At 67.4% G+C, this 15,850-nt stretch carries 14 protein-coding genes; 8 read left to right on the top strand and 6 right to left on the bottom strand.

Annotated features, from left to right (window positions below; all coding sequences use genetic code 11):
• The first annotated feature begins 23 nt into the window (after window positions 1-23).
• Together fliQ and fliR are read left to right on the top strand one after the other, a co-directional pair.
• Window positions 24-293: a flagellar biosynthesis protein FliQ gene (gene fliQ / locus AC07PR_RS12195; RefSeq protein ID WP_377161290.1), complete on the top strand. Its 270-nt coding sequence runs from the start codon at window positions 24-26 to the stop codon at window positions 291-293.
• Window positions 294-350: 57 nt separating this feature from the next.
• A complete protein-coding gene (gene fliR / locus AC07PR_RS12190) occupies window positions 351-1,115 on the top strand; it encodes a flagellar biosynthetic protein FliR (RefSeq protein WP_377161288.1) in 765 nt (254 codons plus the stop codon).
• Between the two features lie 54 nt (window positions 1,116-1,169).
• Here the strand turns inward: fliR and AC07PR_RS12185 are convergent, their stop codons facing one another.
• The 6 genes from AC07PR_RS12185 to AC07PR_RS12160 all read right to left on the bottom strand — a co-directional run bounded on the left by AC07PR_RS12185 (window position 1,170) and on the right by AC07PR_RS12160 (window position 7,633).
• Entirely contained in the window at window positions 1,170-2,486 is a 1,317-nt protein-coding gene (locus AC07PR_RS12185) for an ABC transporter permease (protein WP_483107422.1), read from the bottom strand.
• A gap of 2 nt (window positions 2,487-2,488) precedes the next feature.
• Entirely contained in the window at window positions 2,489-3,658 is a 1,170-nt protein-coding gene (locus AC07PR_RS12180) for an ABC transporter permease (RefSeq protein ID WP_377161284.1), read from the bottom strand.
• Between the two features lie 42 nt (window positions 3,659-3,700).
• Entirely contained in the window at window positions 3,701-4,396 is a 696-nt protein-coding gene (locus AC07PR_RS12175) for an ABC transporter ATP-binding protein (RefSeq protein WP_377161282.1), read from the bottom strand.
• A gap of 64 nt (window positions 4,397-4,460) precedes the next feature.
• Entirely contained in the window at window positions 4,461-5,678 is a 1,218-nt protein-coding gene (locus tag AC07PR_RS12170; RefSeq protein WP_495135466.1) for an efflux RND transporter periplasmic adaptor subunit, read from the bottom strand.
• A gap of 150 nt (window positions 5,679-5,828) precedes the next feature.
• Window positions 5,829-6,476 (bottom strand): response regulator, encoded by a 648-nt coding sequence (locus tag AC07PR_RS12165; protein WP_377161278.1) that lies wholly within the window; start codon window positions 6,474-6,476, stop codon window positions 5,829-5,831.
• On the bottom strand, window positions 6,473-7,633 hold the full coding sequence (locus AC07PR_RS12160) for a hybrid sensor histidine kinase/response regulator (RefSeq protein WP_377161276.1): 1,161 nt from the start codon (window positions 7,631-7,633) through the stop codon (window positions 6,473-6,475). Before AC07PR_RS12160 ends, AC07PR_RS12165 begins: the two co-directional genes overlap by 4 nt.
• Before the next feature lie 282 nt (window positions 7,634-7,915).
• On the opposite strand from AC07PR_RS12160, the gene AC07PR_RS12155 reads away from it, so the two are divergent.
• The 6 genes from AC07PR_RS12155 to AC07PR_RS12130 all read left to right on the top strand — a co-directional run bounded on the left by AC07PR_RS12155 (window position 7,916) and on the right by AC07PR_RS12130 (window position 15,802).
• A complete protein-coding gene (locus AC07PR_RS12155; RefSeq protein ID WP_377161784.1) occupies window positions 7,916-8,374 on the top strand; it encodes a hypothetical protein in 459 nt (152 codons plus the stop codon).
• 121 nt (window positions 8,375-8,495) lie between these two features.
• On the top strand, window positions 8,496-8,858 hold the full coding sequence (locus AC07PR_RS12150) for a response regulator (protein WP_067068294.1): 363 nt from the start codon (window positions 8,496-8,498) through the stop codon (window positions 8,856-8,858).
• A gap of 19 nt (window positions 8,859-8,877) precedes the next feature.
• Window positions 8,878-11,019 carry a chemotaxis protein CheA gene (locus AC07PR_RS12145; RefSeq protein WP_377161274.1) on the top strand — a complete coding sequence of 714 codons (2,142 nt, stop codon included), beginning with the start codon at window positions 8,878-8,880 and terminating at the stop codon, window positions 11,017-11,019.
• Window positions 11,020-11,090: 71 nt separating this feature from the next.
• On the top strand, window positions 11,091-12,998 hold the full coding sequence (locus AC07PR_RS12140; RefSeq protein WP_495135465.1) for a methyl-accepting chemotaxis protein: 1,908 nt from the start codon (window positions 11,091-11,093) through the stop codon (window positions 12,996-12,998).
• Window positions 12,999-13,019: 21 nt separating this feature from the next.
• Window positions 13,020-13,565 (top strand): chemotaxis protein CheW, encoded by a 546-nt coding sequence (locus AC07PR_RS12135; RefSeq protein ID WP_483107423.1) that lies wholly within the window; start codon window positions 13,020-13,022, stop codon window positions 13,563-13,565.
• A 158-nt stretch (window positions 13,566-13,723) separates the two neighbouring features.
• The gene (locus AC07PR_RS12130) at window positions 13,724-15,802 is read left to right on the top strand and encodes a methyl-accepting chemotaxis protein (protein ID WP_495135464.1); all 2,079 of its coding nucleotides are present in this window, start codon (window positions 13,724-13,726) and stop codon (window positions 15,800-15,802) included.
• The last annotated feature ends 48 nt before the right edge of the window (window positions 15,803-15,850 follow it).

The following is a 15,850-nucleotide window of genomic DNA, read 5'->3' as shown; positions in this document are numbered from 1 at the left end:
CGACGCGAATCGAAGGACAAGTCATGGATGCTCAACAGGTCTTCTCCATCGGCCAGCAGGGGCTGTACGTACTGCTCATGGTGGCGGCGCCCATCCTCCTGACGGTGCTGGCGGTCGGGGTGCTGGTGTCGGTGTTCCAGGCGGCGACGCAGATCAACGAATCGACGCTGTCGTTCGTGCCCAAGATCGTCGCCGCCGTGCTGGTGCTGGCCGTCGCCGGACCGTGGATGATCACGACGCTGGTCGAATACATCCAGCGCACGCTGCAGAGCATCCCGCAGGCACTGGGCTGAGGCGCACGCCGCCGCCCTGCCCCGCCACCGCCGCAAGATCCCACGGCCCCGATCCCGATGATCTCCTTCAGCGAAGCGCAATTGCTCGCCTGGATCAATCCGATCCTGTGGCCGTTCATCCGCACGCTGGCGCTGTTCGCCGGGATGCCGGTCTTCAGCCAGCGCCAGGTGCCGGCGCGCGTGCGCATCGGGCTGGCGCTGTTCATCGCCGTGGCGGCACAGCCGTCGCTGCCGGCCATGCCGGTGATCCCCCTCGACTCGTTGCCACAGATCCTGACGGTGACGGCGCAGCAGTTGCTGATCGGGCTGTCGATGGGTTTCGCGGTGCGGGTCGTGTTCGCCGCGCTGGAATTCGCCGGCGAGCTGATCGGTCTGCAGATGGGGCTGAACTTCGCCGGCTTCTTCGATCCGTCGACGGGCTCGCAAGGTACGTCGACATCACGCTTCCTGGGCTCGATGGTGGCGTTCCTGTTCGTCGCGATCAACGGTCATCTGATGCTGATCAACTCCCTGGTCGAGAGTTTCCAGGCCTTCCCGGTCGGCGAGGAGCCCTTCCGCTTCCTGCGGATCGCGCAGCCCCAGGTGTGGGGTGCGGAAATCTTCCGCATGGGACTGTGGATCGCGCTGCCGCTGATCACGATGCTGATGTTCGTGAACCTCGTGCTCGGCATCATCTCGCGCGTGGCGCCGCAGTTGAACGTGTTCTCCGTGGGTTTCCCGCTGACGGTCAGCATCGGCCTGGTCGGTCTGGTCGCGACGCTGCCGCTGATGCATCAACCGTTCATGATCGCGCTGGAGAGGATGCTGGCCGCGTTCAACTGACCGCGGCGGCACTCACGCCGGCCGATGCTTCCCAGCGCCGGCCGGCGTCTCACGTCACAGCTCGCGCAGCGCCGTCGTGACCGGCAGGCTCGCTGCCCGCACCGCGGGGAACAGGCCGCCGATGAAGCCGATGGCCAAGGCCCACTTCAGGCCCTCCCACAGCAATTGGCCCGAGACCCTCAGCTCGAAACTCAGCTTGCCGACGGACCCGGCCGCCATCGTCGATGCCGCGTGCCCGTTGAAGATCAGGTAGGCGATCCCGCCGCCGATGACCCCACCAAGGGCAGCCAGCAGCATCGTCTCCAGCATCACCGCCACCACCACCGGCAGTCCCGGGAAGCCGATCGCGCGCAAGGTGGCGATCTCGCGGGCCCGCGTCGCGACGGCCGCGAACATGGTGTTCAACGCGCCGAACACCGCACCGACCGCCATGATCGACCCAACCACGATCCCGATGATGCGCAGGATCTTGGTCATCTGCTCCGACTGTTTCGCGAAGAACGCGAGCGTCGTCGTCGCGTCGACCTTCAGTTGCGGATTGGCTTCGAGCGCGGCCTTGAACTCCTTGAAGGCCTTCGCATCGGTCAGCTTCACGGTCACCGAATTGCGGCTCGCGCCACGCCGGTAGGTTTCGGCGACCACCGGCGCATCGGCCCACAACTCCGATTCCATCGAGTCGCCCGACGCGAACACCCCGGCCACCGTCCACATCTGGCTGCCCAGGCGGATCTGCTTGCCGGGCTCCAGGCCTTCGAACTGACGCGCGGCGCCCTGGCCGACGATCAACTCCTTCAGGCCCGGCTGGAACTTGCGCCCGGCGACGATCCTGACCTGCGGCCGCACCGCGAAGGCCTCGTCCCCGACGCCTCGCATCTGCACGCTGCCCTCCTCGTCGGTCTTCGTGCCCTTGACCGGCAGGTTGGCCGCGACCACCGTCTCGGCGGACAGCAGCGGCTCGCCCTTCGCGGACTTCGCCACGCCCGGCGCCTGCCCGATCTGCGTGATGTCGTCGCGCGTCATGACGGACGCCACCTCCGCCGCAGACGCGCCGCGCAGCACGATGGCCGTGTCCTCGCTGCCGGACTTGCGCAGCGTCTCCGAATAGCCCTCGGCCATCGCCAGCAGCGCCACCAGCACGCCGACCACGCCCGCGATGCCCACGACGATCACCGCCGACGAGCCGATCCGCTGCGGCAGCGTGCTCACGCCGACGCCGGTCACCGAGCGCGCCTGGGCGCCTCGTCGCGTCAACAGCATCCACAGCGCCAGCAGCACGGCCAGGCCGAGCGCGCCGACCCACGGCAGCATCACCCACGCCACCAGCACGAGCACCAGCAGCAGCACCAAGCCCAGGTTCTTCAGGAATTTCATGGTCAGGCCCTCCCCGCCAGTGCATCGGTGATGTTCAGCCGCATCGCGTTCAAGGCCGGCAGCGCGCCGACGATCACGCCGAACAGCACCATCAGTCCGACGCCGGTCGCCCAGCTGTTCAAGCCGGCGGCCGGCAGGTTCAGCGTGCCGCCGCTGCCCGCGCTGACGGCCGGCCCAATGACACTCGCCAGTCCCAGGCCGATGACGCCGCCGATCACCAGCAGCAGCACCGACTCCGCCAGCACCATCGCCAGCACGCTGCGGCCGGAGAAGCCGATCGTCTTCAGCACCGCGATCTCGCTGGTGCGCTCGCGCACGGCCTGCATCATCGTGTTGCCCGACAGCAGCAGCAGCGTGAAGAACACCGCGCCCATGATCGAGCTGACGATCAGTCCGATGTCCGCGACCTGCTTCATCCACGAGGCCATCGCCGCCTGCTCGGTCTGCGTGCGCGTCTCATGGTCCGAGTTGGCCGAGATCGCGTCGATCGCCTTGGCCACGCGGTCCGCCTGGTTCGCGTCCGCGACCCGCGTCACGTACCAGCCGACCGCGCCCTGGTTGTAGGGCGTCGTGTCGTCGAAGTACTTCCAGTTCAGCAGGAACATCTGGTCGTACCAGCCGCCGGACTTCTTGTCCGCGGCATGGATCAGGCCGACGATCTCGAACTGCCAGTTCTTGCTGCCGCTGCGGTCCGGGAAGATCGTCGATTGCAGCGGGATCTTGTCCCCGACCTTCCAGTTGAAGCGCTTGGCGAGACCCTCGCCGACCAGCGCGCCGATGCGCGTCGTCGCGAAGGCCTGCCTGGCCTGGTCGGTGACCTGCATCTCGGGATACATGTCGAGGTAGTTCGGCGCGACGGCGAAACTGAAGACCTGGTTGTGCGGATCCTGGTAGGCCCCACCGAACCAGTTGGCATAGGTCACCAGTTTGACGCCGTCCACCGACTGGATGCGCTGCGTCAGCGCCATCGGCAGGGTCTGGATGAACGACAGCCGCGAGCCGGTCTGCAACCGCGACGCGCCGTTGGCCGACTGGCCGGCCTGGTCGAAGGACGTCCGGACCGCGTCCAGCAATCCGAACAGCAGGAACGCCGTGATGATGGACACCAGCGTCAGCACGGTTCGGAGCTTGCGCCGGAACAGCGCCGCCCAGATGAGATGGAGGTATTTCATGGCGAGCCCTTTCTTGCGGGACTTGACCTTGCGCGCGCGGCTTCAGGCCGCGGTGGACACGGTCTGCTCGACCAGCGTGCCCTTGTCCAGGTGCAGCGTCTGGCGGGCGCGCTCGGCGGCCTTCGGATCGTGCGTCACCATCACGATGGTCTTGCCGTGATCGCGGTTGAGCGCCTGGAGCAGCGCCAGCACGTCCTCGGCCGATTGACGGTCCAGGTCGCCGGTGGGCTCGTCGCAGACCAGCAGCGTCGGATCGGACACGATCGCCCGCGCGATCGACACGCGCTGCTGCTGGCCGCCGGAGAGCTCGGTCGGCTTGTGGCTGGCGCGGTCCGACAGTCCCACCAGTTGCAGCGCGATCGCGGCGCGCTTCTTGCGCTCGGCCGCCGAGAGCTTGGTCAGCAGCAGCGGCAGCTCCACGTTGCGCTGCGCCGAGAGCGTCGGCATCAGGTTGTAGAACTGGAACACGAAGCCCACCTTGGCGGCGCGCCACTTCGCCAACGCCGCGGAATTGAGCTGGTCGATGCGCTCGCCGCCGATCGCGATGCTGCCCCCGCTGGGCTGGTCCAGCCCGCCGATCAGGTTCAGCAGCGTCGTCTTGCCCGAGCCCGACGGCCCCATCAGCGCCAGGAACTCGCCCTGCCTCACGTCCAGGTCGATGTGATGCAGCACCTCCACCTTCTGCTTGCCGCGGGTGTAGACCTTGGACAGGTCACGGATCTCGATCAGATTGCTCACGGTGACTCCTCGCTTCGGTTTCCTGCACTTCCAGCGGGGACGGCACGTCCCCGCGCTGTCGGCTTCACTTGCCGGCCGCCGGCTTGATCTCTGCGCCGTCGCGCAGCGCATCGGGAGGATTGAGGACGACGGTATCGCCGGCCTTCACGCCGTCGAGCACCACCGCCTGGTCGCCGACCGGCGTGCCCTGGCGCACCTTGCGCTGGGCGACGGTCTGGCCGTTCACGACGAAGACGATGTCGCCGCCGTCGCGCGACACGACGGCCGACTTCGGCACCAGGACGCCCGGTGGCGGCGCGGTCTGTGCGCTTTCCTTGGCGGCGAGGAAGGACACGCGCACGCCCATGTCGGGCACGACGCGTTGATCCTTCTGCTCGAGCGCCACGCGTACCTTGACCGTCGCCTTGCCGCGGTCGGCAGAGGGCACGACCGCGATCACGTGCGCCGGAATGCGCCAGTCGGGATACGCATCCAGCACGGCCTGGGCCGGCATGTCGGCCTTGACCTGGCCGATGTAGGCCTCGTTGACGTCGACATCCACTTCCAGCGATTCCATGTCGACGATGGTGCCGACGCCGGTCCGCGTGAAGCCACCGCCGGCGGACAGCGGCGAGACGATTTCGCCGACCTGTGCCGCCTTCGCGGTGATCACGCCGGAGAACGGCGCCTTGACGACCGTGTAATCGAAATTGACCTGCGCCTGCGTCGCCTGGGCCAGGGCGGCATCGGCCTCGCGGCGGCGCGCTTCGAGTTGCGCCGCGTAGGCGTTCACCGCGGTACGGGCCTGCTCGGCGGATTGCCTGGTCGTCATGCCGCTGAGCGCCAGCTCGTCCTGGCGCTTCAGGTCGGACTGCGACTGCAGCCACTGCGCGCGCGTCGCCTCGATGTTGGCCTGCGCGCTCTTCACGTTGGCCCGGGCCATGTCCAGCGCGGCGCGCAAGGCATGGTCCTCGAGCCGGGCCAACACCTGACCCTTCTGGATCTTGTCGCCTTCCTCGAACAGGACTTCGGTCAGCGTGCCGGTGATCTGCGTCGACACCGTCGCGGCGCGACGCGCCGTCACGTAGCCGGTGGCCTGCAGAACGGCATTGCCACCTGCGCCGCCACGCGCCTGGGCCGAGGCGGTCTCGACCTCCGGCACCTGCGACTGCCGCCACCACCACCAGCCGCCCGCGGCCAGCAGCGCCAGCACGACCAGCACCGCCAGCAGCGTCCAGACCCACCTGGGCGGTCCACCCCCGTGGTCGTCGCGCTCGCTCCCCTGGATGCGCAGCTCTTTCAACAGTGCGGTATCGATGACAGCCCCCTGTGTGTCAGTACGGGGCGCATTCTCCGAGGCGCCCCCTGCTCGTCAATGCTGACTTGCGATGAATGGCGGCTGGCTGGCGTGAACGTCCCCGGATGACGACGAACGGGGATGACGGATTTCGACTCAGCTCTCGACCAGTCCGTTGCGGATGGCGTAGACGGTCAGCTCCGAGTTGTTGGACAGCGCCAGCTTCTCCAGCACCCGCGCGCGGTACACGCTCACCGTCTTCGGGCTGAGCATCAGTTCCTCGGCGATGTCCGACAGGCGCTTGCCCGAGGCGATCATCACCAGGGTCTGCAGCTCACGGTCCGACAGCTTCTGGTGGGCCTGCTCCGGAGCCGGCGCGGTCAGGCTCTCGACCAGCATCTGCGCGATTTCGGGCGTCACGTACTTGCGCCCCTGAGCCACCGTGCGCACCGCCTGCACCAGCAGTTGCGGATCGCCGCCCTTGTTCACGTAGCCGAAGGCCCCGGCGCGCAGCGCGCGGATCGCGTACTGGTCCTCGGGGTACATGGATACGATCAGCACCCGGGTCGTCGTGCCTTCATCCTTGAGGACGTGCAGCACGTCCAGGCCGCTGCGCCCCGGCATGTTGATGTCCAGCACCAGCACATCGCACTGCCGGTCGACCGGCAGCGTGCGCATCAGGCTGCGCAGCTCGCCGTAGTCGCCGGCCTCGCCGACCACTTCGATGTCCGGCGCGTCGGACAGCGTGTCCCGGATCCCGCGGCGGATCAGCGCGTGGTCGTCGCAGAGGATGACTTTGATCATAGGGCGCCCCACGAGGAGGGATCATGCCCGGCACCGGCCGGGATCGGCTCCCCGTCGTCGTCGAACTCGAAGTCGCCGATCACGCCGCGCAAGGGCACGGAGAGGATCAGCGCCGTGCCCTGCAGACCGCTGCTGAGGTCGACCCAGCCGCCGACCGTCGCCGCGCGCTCGCGCAACCCGCGAATGCCGAAGCTGCGGGCCTTGCTCAGGTCGCCCGGCGCGACGCCGTGGCCGTTATCCTTGATCTCCAGCGTCAGCACGCCACCCTCCATGCTCAACTCCACATCGACCTTGGTCGCTCCGGCATGTTTGGACACGTTGGTCAGCGCCTCCTGCGCACAGCGGTAGGCCACCAGCGGAACGCCCGCCGGCAGCTGGAACTGCTCGCCGACATGCCGCACCGCGGTCGCGATGCCGGTCCGGCGCTCGAAGCGCGCGGCCAGCCACTGCACTGCTGCCAGCAATCCCTGTTCCAGGATCGCCGGGCGCAGGTTGTGCATGATGCGCTGGCTCGATTCGATGGCGCTGGTCACGGTCTCCAGCGCCGACTGCACGCGCTGCTGGACGTCCTCGTCCTTGCTGTGCCGCGCGATCCAGGCCAGGTCGAACTTCAGCGCCGTCAGCGATCCGCCCACGTCGTCATGGATCTCGCGGGCGATCGCCGCCCGCTCCATCTCGACGCTGGTCTGCAGATGCCCCGCCAGTTCGTGCAGTTGCTGCTTGGACTTGAGCAGCTCGCGGTCGGCCTCCTGCCGCGCAAGCTGGGCCTCGCAGGACTCGATCGCGTGCAGCAGCGCCGGCGCCAGCCGCGCCAGGTTGTTCTTGAGCAGATAGTCCGACGCGCCGGTGCGCATCGCCGCGACCGCCGTGTCTTCGCCGATCTCGCCCGACACCAGCACGAACGGGAGCACCAGTTGCCGCTGCTTGATCATGTCCAGCACGACCAGGCCCGAATACCCCGGCAGGTTGTAATCGGAAATCACCGCATCCCAGTGCCGGTCGAGGGCTGCCTCGATATCGGGCAGCGTGTCCAGCCGCGTGATCTCGAATCGCAATCCGGCTCGCTGCAACTGGGCCAGGATCAGTTGATGATCCAGGTCGGAATCCTCGATATGAAGCAGGCGCAGAGAGCGCTCGGCCAGGGGGAGAGTCGGCATGGCCGGGAGTATGCCAAGTTTGTCGCGTATCCCTCATCTATGCAGGGAAGCCCCACGCTTTATTCATCTGGAAACCGTAGAGTCTTGGGTTTACCCTTATCGAGATTTGTCACGGTCAAGTCGATGGCCAACCGATCTTCGCTATTGGGACGACTTTGCACGGTTAGTCCCGTCGACAGATGCGTGGCAAAAGCCGAAGATTCTTGCCAGCCGACAAGTCCGGGCGCATGTTTGAGTTGGGCAGACATGAAGACGCACCAGGACACCCTATGTGGAGCCAAGATGCAAATCGATGAGACGTCGGTCGAGCCGGAAGGCACAGGACTGATGCCGCTGCTCGCCGCTGCCGAGCTGCAGGACCATCTGATGACGGTCAACAACGATCTCGAGCGCCTGCAGCGCCTGCTCGACGACGCCTGCGAAGCGTTGTCGACGCATTTCTTCGGCGCATCAGGCCTCGTGGACCAGATGCGCGAACGTCTGCCAGAAGCCAAGGACCAGGATGCGTTGCAGCAGTTGATGTTGCATCTGGCCGGTGCGATCACCGCGCTGCAGTTCCAGGACATGTCGACGCAGTTGATCGCGCACACGAGCCAACGGCTGCGCAACTGCTCGGACCAGCTCGCCCGCGATACGTTCGGAGATGATGAGGACGGTCTGGCCGTTGTCGAGACCGCCCCCCTGCGTCCCAATCCCGTCACGCAGGACGAGATGGATGCCGGTTCGATAGAACTGTTCTGAATGTTCCCCCGATCCGTCCGTTAGGTCACGAAATCACCGGGCACCGTCACCAGACCGCCCTCAAGGTCCTCAAGAATCTTCAGGTCCACCCGAAAACCGCTTGTCATCCGGAGAACTCAAAATGCCCTCGATCCTCGCCGTAGACGATTCGGCCTCCATGCGCCAGATGGTCTCGTTCACCCTCAAGAATGCGGGTTTCAACGTCGTGGAGGCGGTGGACGGGCAGGATGCCTGGGAGAAGTCGTCGCAACGCGATTTCGACCTGGTGCTGACCGACCAGAACATGCCCCGGATGGACGGCATCAGCCTGACCAAGAAGCTGCGCGACAACCCCAAGTTCAAGACCACGCCGATCCTGATCCTGACCACCGAGTCCAGCGATCAGATGAAGCAGGCGGGCCGCGCGGCGGGCGCCACAGGCTGGCTGGTGAAGCCTTTCGACCCGGCCAAGCTGATCGAAGTGATCGGCAAGGTGATCCGCTGAAGGCAAGCTGGAGAGATTCATGGGAGATATGACCTCCGAAGGCGCAAACCTGGGCGCAGGCATCGACCTGAGCCAGTTCTACCAAGTCTTCTTCGAGGAAGCCGGGGAGAACCTCGACAACATGGAACAGCTGCTGCTGAACCTGGACATCGAGAACCCGGACGACGAGCAGATGAACGCCATCTTCCGTTGCGCCCACTCGATCAAGGGTGGCGCGGCGACGTTCGGCTTCAACGACGTGGCCGAGCTGACGCACCAGATGGAAACGCTGCTGGACAAGCTTCGCCGCCATGAACTGGCGCCGACCTCGCCGATGGTGGACGTGCTGCTGCAGTCCGGCGACGCGCTGAAGGCGCAACTGGCCCGGCATCAGGGCTCGGGCGCCGACGCGGTGGACACCTCCGCCCTGCTGAGCAGCATCCGCACGCTGGTGGAAGGCGGCACGCTGGACGGTGCTCGCGCGCCTGCCGCCCCGGCCGCCTCGGCCGCGCCCGCCGCGGCTCCCGCGACGGCACCGGCACCGGCCCCGCTCAAGTCGAACGTCCGGCAGCTCGAGCTGCTCGTCGGCCCGCTGAGCAACACGGAGCAGGCAGACAACCTGGTCGAGCTGTTCAAGGAAATCACCGACCTCGGCACGATCGAGCCGCTGGACGGCGGCATTCCTGCCGATGGCATGCGTCGCTTCAAGGTGCTGACGAGCAGCACCGACAACGACCTCCTGGACCTGTTCACCTTCCATGTCTCGCGCGAGCAGGTCAAGCTGCTGCCACTGACCGAAGGCTTCGGCTTCCATGAGGGCGCGCCCGGCGCGCCGGTGGAGACCAAGAAGGACGAAGACCCCGGCTATGGCTTCTTCGACGACGCGCCCGGCGTGCCCGAAGCGACCGCCGCCGAGGCCAGGGCCGAAGCGCCCAAGGCCAGCGTGCCGGCCCCCACCGCCAAGCCGACGGCGCCCGCGCGCACCGAGGTCGCCCCGCGCGCCGGCGGCGCGAGCCCTGACCAGTCCACGCTGCGCGTGTCCGTCGAAAAGGTCGACCAGTTGATCAACCTGGTTGGCGAACTCGTCATCACGCAAGCGATGCTGGCGCAGAACAGCCGCAACCTGGACCCGGGCCTGTATCAGCAACTGGCCTCCGGCCTGGCGGATCTGGAGCGCAACACGCGCGATCTCCAGGAATCGGTCATGTCGATCCGCATGATCCCGATGTCGGTCGTGTTCAACCGCTTCCCGCGCATGCTGCGCGACCTGGCGGCCAAGCTCGGCAAGAAGGTCGAGCTGGTCACGCAAGGGGAAGCCACGGAACTGGACAAGGGCCTGGTCGAGAAGATCACCGACCCGCTGACCCACCTGGTGCGCAACAGCTGCGACCACGGCATCGAGTCGCCCGCCGACCGCGCCGCCAAGGGCAAGCCCGAACAGGGCACGATCACGCTGGTGGCCTCCCATCAGGGCGGCTCCATCGTCATCGAGGTGCGCGACGACGGCCGCGGCCTGAACCGCGAGAAGCTGATCCGCAAGGCCCGCGAGAAAGGGATCGACGCGCCGGACACGATGACCGACCAGGAGGTCTGGGGTCTGATCTTCGCCCCGGGCTTCTCGACCGCCGATCAGGTCACCGACGTGTCCGGCCGCGGCGTCGGCATGGACGTGGTGAAGAAGAACATCACCTCGCTGGGCGGCACGGTGGAGATCGACTCCGCCGAGGGCTACGGCATGAAGGTCTCGGTCCGCCTGCCGCTGACGCTGGCCATCATGGACGGCATGAGCGTGGGCGTCGGTGAAGAGGTCTACATCCTCCCGCTGTCGTCGGTGGTCGAGTCCTTCCAGGTCCAGTCCGACACGATCAAGACCGTCGGCGGCTCCGGCCGCGTGGTCGAGGTCCGCGACGAGTACATGCCCGTCGTCGAACTGGAGCAGGTCTTCAATGTGCCCCGTTTCGACTTCGAGCATGTCAGCTCGATCATGGTCGTCGTGGAGGCCGAGGGGGGCCGGGTCGCCATGCTGGTGGACGAACTGCTCGGCCAGCAACAGGTCGTGGTGAAGAACCTCGAGGCGAACTACCGCAAGGTGACGGACGTTTCCGGCGCCACCATCATGGGCGACGGCCGCGTGGCGCTGATCCTGGACGTGGGCAGCCTGGTGCGCCGCTCGCGTCACTGAGATTTCCGGGCGTCTTTGAATCAGGGAGGACGTCGGCCGGAAGGCCGACGCCCAACGCATAAGAGGTAGACATGAATTTCAGCGCGTTGATGCGTCAATTCAGCATCCGGACCCGCATGATCGGCGCGATCGGCATCGTGCTCGCATTGCTGATGGTGGTCGGCAGCGTGGGCCTGTTCGGCATGCAATCGATGCGCGGCCAGACGCAGGAGTTCCTCGAGAAATCGACCGCGCGCGGCAATCTGCTCGGCGACCTCGCGGGCACGATGGGCAAGCTCCGTGTCCATGAGAAGGACATGATCATCAACTACGAGAAGCCCGAGGTGGTCAAGGAGCGCCACGCCAAGTGGGATGCCGCCCGCAAGAAGGCTTCGGAACAGCTTGCCGAGCTCGCCAAGCTCAGCGGTGCCGACGACCAGGACGCGATCAAGAAGCTGCAGACCGCGCTGGAGACCTACGGCGCGAAGTCCGCGAACGTCGTGTCGCAACTGGAAGCCGGTGCGTACGACCACGCGGCGGTCGCCGACCGGCTGCTGCAACCGGCCAAGGACCAGGTGGTCGAGGCCGAGAAGCAGCTCGAAGAACTGGCCACGCGCCTCGAGGCCCAGTCGGAATCGATGCGCAAGGGCATGGAAAGCACCCAGGGCGGCGTGCTGTGGACCTTCGGCCTGGTGCTGGTGTTCGCGGCGATCGTCGTGGTGCCGCTCACGCTGCTCAACATGCAGACGATCTGCGCCCCGCTGGCCGACGCCGAGGCCCTGGCCGCCGCGATTGCCGAGGGTGACCTCTCGCGCACGATGAAGCCGGTCGAAGGCGTCGACGAGGCGTCCAAGCTGATGCGCTCGCTGCACCACATGCAGGAAGCGCTGCAATCGATGGTCGGCCAGTTGCGCACGGCGGCCGATTCGATCCGCACCGCTTCGGTCGAGATCGCCACGGGCAACCAGGACTTGTCCAGCCGCACCGAACAGACCGCCTCCAACCTGCAGGAAGCCGCGTCCTCGCTGGTCCAGCTCACCGGCACCGTCAAGCAGACGGCCGACTCGGCGCGCACCGCCAACCAGCTCGCCTCCTCCGCGTCCGGCGCGGCGGCCAAGGGTGGCGAGGTGGTGAGCCAGGTCGTCTCGACGATGGACGAGATCAACGCCAGCTCCAAGCGCATCAGCGACATCATCGGCACGATCGACGGCATCGCGTTCCAGACCAACATCCTGGCGCTGAACGCCGCCGTGGAAGCGGCCCGCGCCGGGGAACAGGGTCGCGGCTTTGCGGTCGTGGCCGGCGAGGTCCGCTCGCTGGCACAGCGCAGCGCGGAAGCCGCGCGCGAGATCAAGACCCTGATCGGCGCCAGCGTCGAACGTGTCGAGACCGGTTCGCGCCTGGTGCAGGAAGCGGGCAGCACGATGAGCGACATCGTCTCCAGCGTGCAGCGCGTGACGGACATCATCGGCGAGATCACCGCCGCCTCCAGCGAGCAGAGCGACGGCATCAGCCAGGTCAACCAGGGCGTCAGCAACCTGGACCAGATGACGCAGCAGAACGCGGCGCTGGTCGAGCAGTCCGCCGCCGCGGCCGAAAGCCTGAAGGACCAGGCCGAGCGCCTGGGCGGCGTGGTCGACCGCTTCCGCGTGTCGGGCCACGCGCCGGCGCTTTCGGCGACGGCGTTCACCGCCAAGTCGAGCATGGAGACGAAGCCGGCCACCCCGTCCACCGTCGCAGCCGCCACGACGACGATGGCGCCGGTCAAGCCGGCCACAAGGTTCGAGAGCAAGGCCGCGCCGGCCAAGCCCGCTGCCGCGAAGGCCGCGTTCAAGGCCAAGCCGGCCGCAACAGCCGCCGCCAGATCCACCACGACGACCGCGGCCCAGCCGGCCATCGTCAAGCCCGCAGCCTCGCCCAAGGCCGCGCCCGCACCGTTCACTCCCAAGCCGGCAACACCGGCCACCACCGCCGATGACGGCGACTGGGAAACCTTCTAATCAGCCGCACGAGGTCAACACATGGAAATCGTCCAACAAACCGGCACGCAAGTCGTGCAAGCGAACTCTGGCGCGCTGGTCCCGCAAGGTGCCGCGAATGCCGCCCCCGCCAGTGGCGAGTACCTGACCTTCCGCCTGGGTCAGGAGGAGTACGGCATCGACATCCTGAAGGTCCAGGAGATCCGCTCCTACGAGCAGCCGACCCGCATCGCCAACGCGCCCGACTTCATCAAGGGCGTCGTGAACTTGCGCGGCGTGATCGTGCCGATCGTCGACCTGCGCCTGAAGCTGGGCTGCGCGACGGCTGAATACAACAGCTTCACCGTCGTGATCGTGCTGAACGTCAAGAACCGCGTCGTCGGCGCGGTGGTGGACTCGGTGTCCGACGTGCTGGAACTGAACCGCGACGTGATCCGTCCGGCGCCGGAACTCAGCGCCAGCACCGTCAACACCAGCTTCATCATGGGCATCGGCGCCGTCGCCGAACGCATGCTGATCCTGATCGACATCGAGGGCCTGATGTCCAGCGCGGACATGGGACTGATGGACGCGATGACGGTCGCCTGACCGAACGACGACAACGCCCGGCTCGATCGGGCGTTTTTTCTGGTCGGTCCGCGCCATCAAGGCGCGTGCAGAGAGAGTGGTTCGTGGGGGGATGGCGCCAGAGAGCGGATGGCCCGGCGCCGCCAGCAGGCAACAGGCACAAGCCAAGGAGCCCGTTCATGTTCGACTCGATCAAGACCCGGCTGATCGCGCTGGGCGTCGGCATCGTCGCCCTGACGCTGCTGGCGATCACCGTCGCCAACTACGTGACCGTGCGGGGCCATACGCGCCAGCAGGTGTCCCAATCCCTCGATGAACTGGCCGCGGCGCGCTCCGACGCCATCCGCCAGTGGGTCCGCTCGCAGCGCGACATCGTCGCGTCCTTGCAACCGGCCGTCGCGGCCGCCGATCCGGTGCCGCTGCTGCAGCAGGCGGCGAAGTCGGGCCGGCTGGAGGCCGCCTACGTCGGTTTCGCCGACAAGAAGATCGTCTTCAATACGCCGCAGAACCTGCCGGCCGACTACGACCCCACGCGGCGGCCCTGGTACACCGGCGCGGCGGGTGCGTCGGGCACCGTGCTGACCGCGCCTTACATGGATGCGTCCAAGGGCCGGCTGGTCGTCACCTTTGCCGCAGCGGACAAGGGCGGCGGCGGCACCAAGGCCGTCATCGCGACGGACGTGTTCCTCGACGACGTCGTCGCGACGGTCCAGGCGATCAAGCCGACGCCCGGCGGCTTCGCGTTCCTGATGTCCAAGGACGGCAAGATCGTCGCGCACCCGGACGCCAAACTGGCGCTGAAAGACGCCACCGCCATCTCCGAGCAGTTGACGCCGCAGGCGCTGGCCACGGCGCTCGATCCGGCCGCTGGCTGGGTGGAGGCGGCCGTTGGTGGCGATACTTTCCTCGTGAGCGGCACGCCGATCGCGGACACCGACTGGCAGCTCTTCGTCGCGGCGAAGAAGGATGAGGCGCTGGCCTCCCTGAGCGCCCTGCTGCGCACCGCCGTGATCACGGCACTGGTCATGATGGCGGTCGCGGCGTTGGCGATGACGGGCACGATCAGCGCGATGCTGCGCGGCGTGGACCGCGTGCGCGCCGCGCTCGACGACATCAGCGCCGGCGACGGCGACCTGACCCAGCGCCTGCCTGCCGGCGGCCGCGACGAGGTCGGCCGCATCGCGTCCTCGTTCAACCTGTTCGCCGAGAAGATCCAGCGCATGCTGCTGGACGTGCGCGCGGCCAGCAACTCGATCACGACGGCTTCCAGCGAGATCGCGATCGGCTCGCAGGACCTGTCGCAGCGCACCGAGGAGACGGCATCCAACCTGCAGCAGGCGGCGTCGTCGATGGAGGAACTGACCGCGACGGTGCGCCAGACCGCCGACGCGGCGCAGACGGCCAACCAGCTCGCGTCAAGCGCCTCCAGCGCCGCGGCGCGCGGCGGCGAGGTCGTCGGCCAGGTGGTCTCGACCATGGACGAGATCACCGCGAGCTCCAGGAAGATCAACGACATCATCGGCACCATCGACGGCATCGCGTTCCAGACCAACATCCTGGCGCTGAACGCGGCGGTGGAAGCCGCGCGAGCCGGCGAGCAGGGCCGCGGTTTCGCCGTGGTCGCGAGCGAAGTGCGCTCGCTGGCGCAGCGCAGCGCCGAGGCGGCCAAAGAGATCAAGACGCTGATCGGCGCGAGCGTCACCAGCGTCGAGGCCGGTTCGCGGCTGGTGCAGGCGGCGGGCGAGTCGATGAGCGACATCGTGGGCAGCGTGCAGCGGGTGACCGACATCATCGGCGAGATCACCGCCGCGTCCACCGAGCAGAGCAGCGGCATCGCGCAGGTCAACGACGCCGTCGTGCAACTGGACCGGATGACGCAGCAGAACGCGGCGCTGGTCGAGGAATCGGCCGCCGCCGCGGAGAGCCTCAAGGACCAGGCGCACCGGCTCACCGAGATCGTGTCGGTCTTCCGCCTGGGCACGGACGGGACGGCATCGGTCGCCCGGCCTGTGAAGTCCGCGGCGGCACCCCGACCGACGTCCGCCGCCGCGTCACCTGCGGCGCCCTCGAAGGCCCTGAAGTCCGGCGCGCCGAACGCGGTGCAGAAGGCAGCCCCATCGCCGAAGCGCTCCCCCGCGTCGTCGGCCGCCGCACCGAAGCCGCTGCCGAAGTCGTCCCCGAAGCCCTCAGCGCCGGTCGCCCCGCCGCCGCCCCGGCCCGCGCCGGCGGCCGACGATGGCGACTGGGAGACGTTCTGAGGCAGAGAATGCAGATCTCGTGCGCGGCCGGTCCGGCTTGATAGCCCG

The organism is Roseateles sp. GW821-FHT09H11 (assembly GCF_059415845.1).
Note: the sequence above shows the minus strand (reverse complement) of the source record. Positions and strands in the feature narration are given on the sequence as shown.

Coding starts and splice junctions, on each gene's coding strand:
- AC07PR_RS12150 (WP_067068294.1), top strand. CDS start 8,496: ATGCCCTCGATCCTCGCCGTAGACGATTCGGCCTCCATGCGCCAGATG.
- fliQ (WP_377161290.1), top strand. CDS start 24: ATGGATGCTCAACAGGTCTTCTCCATCGGCCAGCAGGGGCTGTACGTA.
- AC07PR_RS12130 (WP_495135464.1), top strand. CDS start 13,724: ATGTTCGACTCGATCAAGACCCGGCTGATCGCGCTGGGCGTCGGCATC.
- AC07PR_RS12135 (WP_483107423.1), top strand. CDS start 13,020: ATGGAAATCGTCCAACAAACCGGCACGCAAGTCGTGCAAGCGAACTCT.
- AC07PR_RS12160 (WP_377161276.1), bottom strand. CDS start 7,633: ATGCCGACTCTCCCCCTGGCCGAGCGCTCTCTGCGCCTGCTTCATATC.
- AC07PR_RS12185 (WP_483107422.1), bottom strand. CDS start 2,486: ATGAAATTCCTGAAGAACCTGGGCTTGGTGCTGCTGCTGGTGCTCGTG.
- AC07PR_RS12145 (WP_377161274.1), top strand. CDS start 8,878: ATGGGAGATATGACCTCCGAAGGCGCAAACCTGGGCGCAGGCATCGAC.
- AC07PR_RS12180 (WP_377161284.1), bottom strand. CDS start 3,658: ATGAAATACCTCCATCTCATCTGGGCGGCGCTGTTCCGGCGCAAGCTC.
- AC07PR_RS12165 (WP_377161278.1), bottom strand. CDS start 6,476: ATGATCAAAGTCATCCTCTGCGACGACCACGCGCTGATCCGCCGCGGG.
- AC07PR_RS12155 (WP_377161784.1), top strand. CDS start 7,916: ATGCAAATCGATGAGACGTCGGTCGAGCCGGAAGGCACAGGACTGATG.
- AC07PR_RS12140 (WP_495135465.1), top strand. CDS start 11,091: ATGAATTTCAGCGCGTTGATGCGTCAATTCAGCATCCGGACCCGCATG.
- fliR (WP_377161288.1), top strand. CDS start 351: ATGATCTCCTTCAGCGAAGCGCAATTGCTCGCCTGGATCAATCCGATC.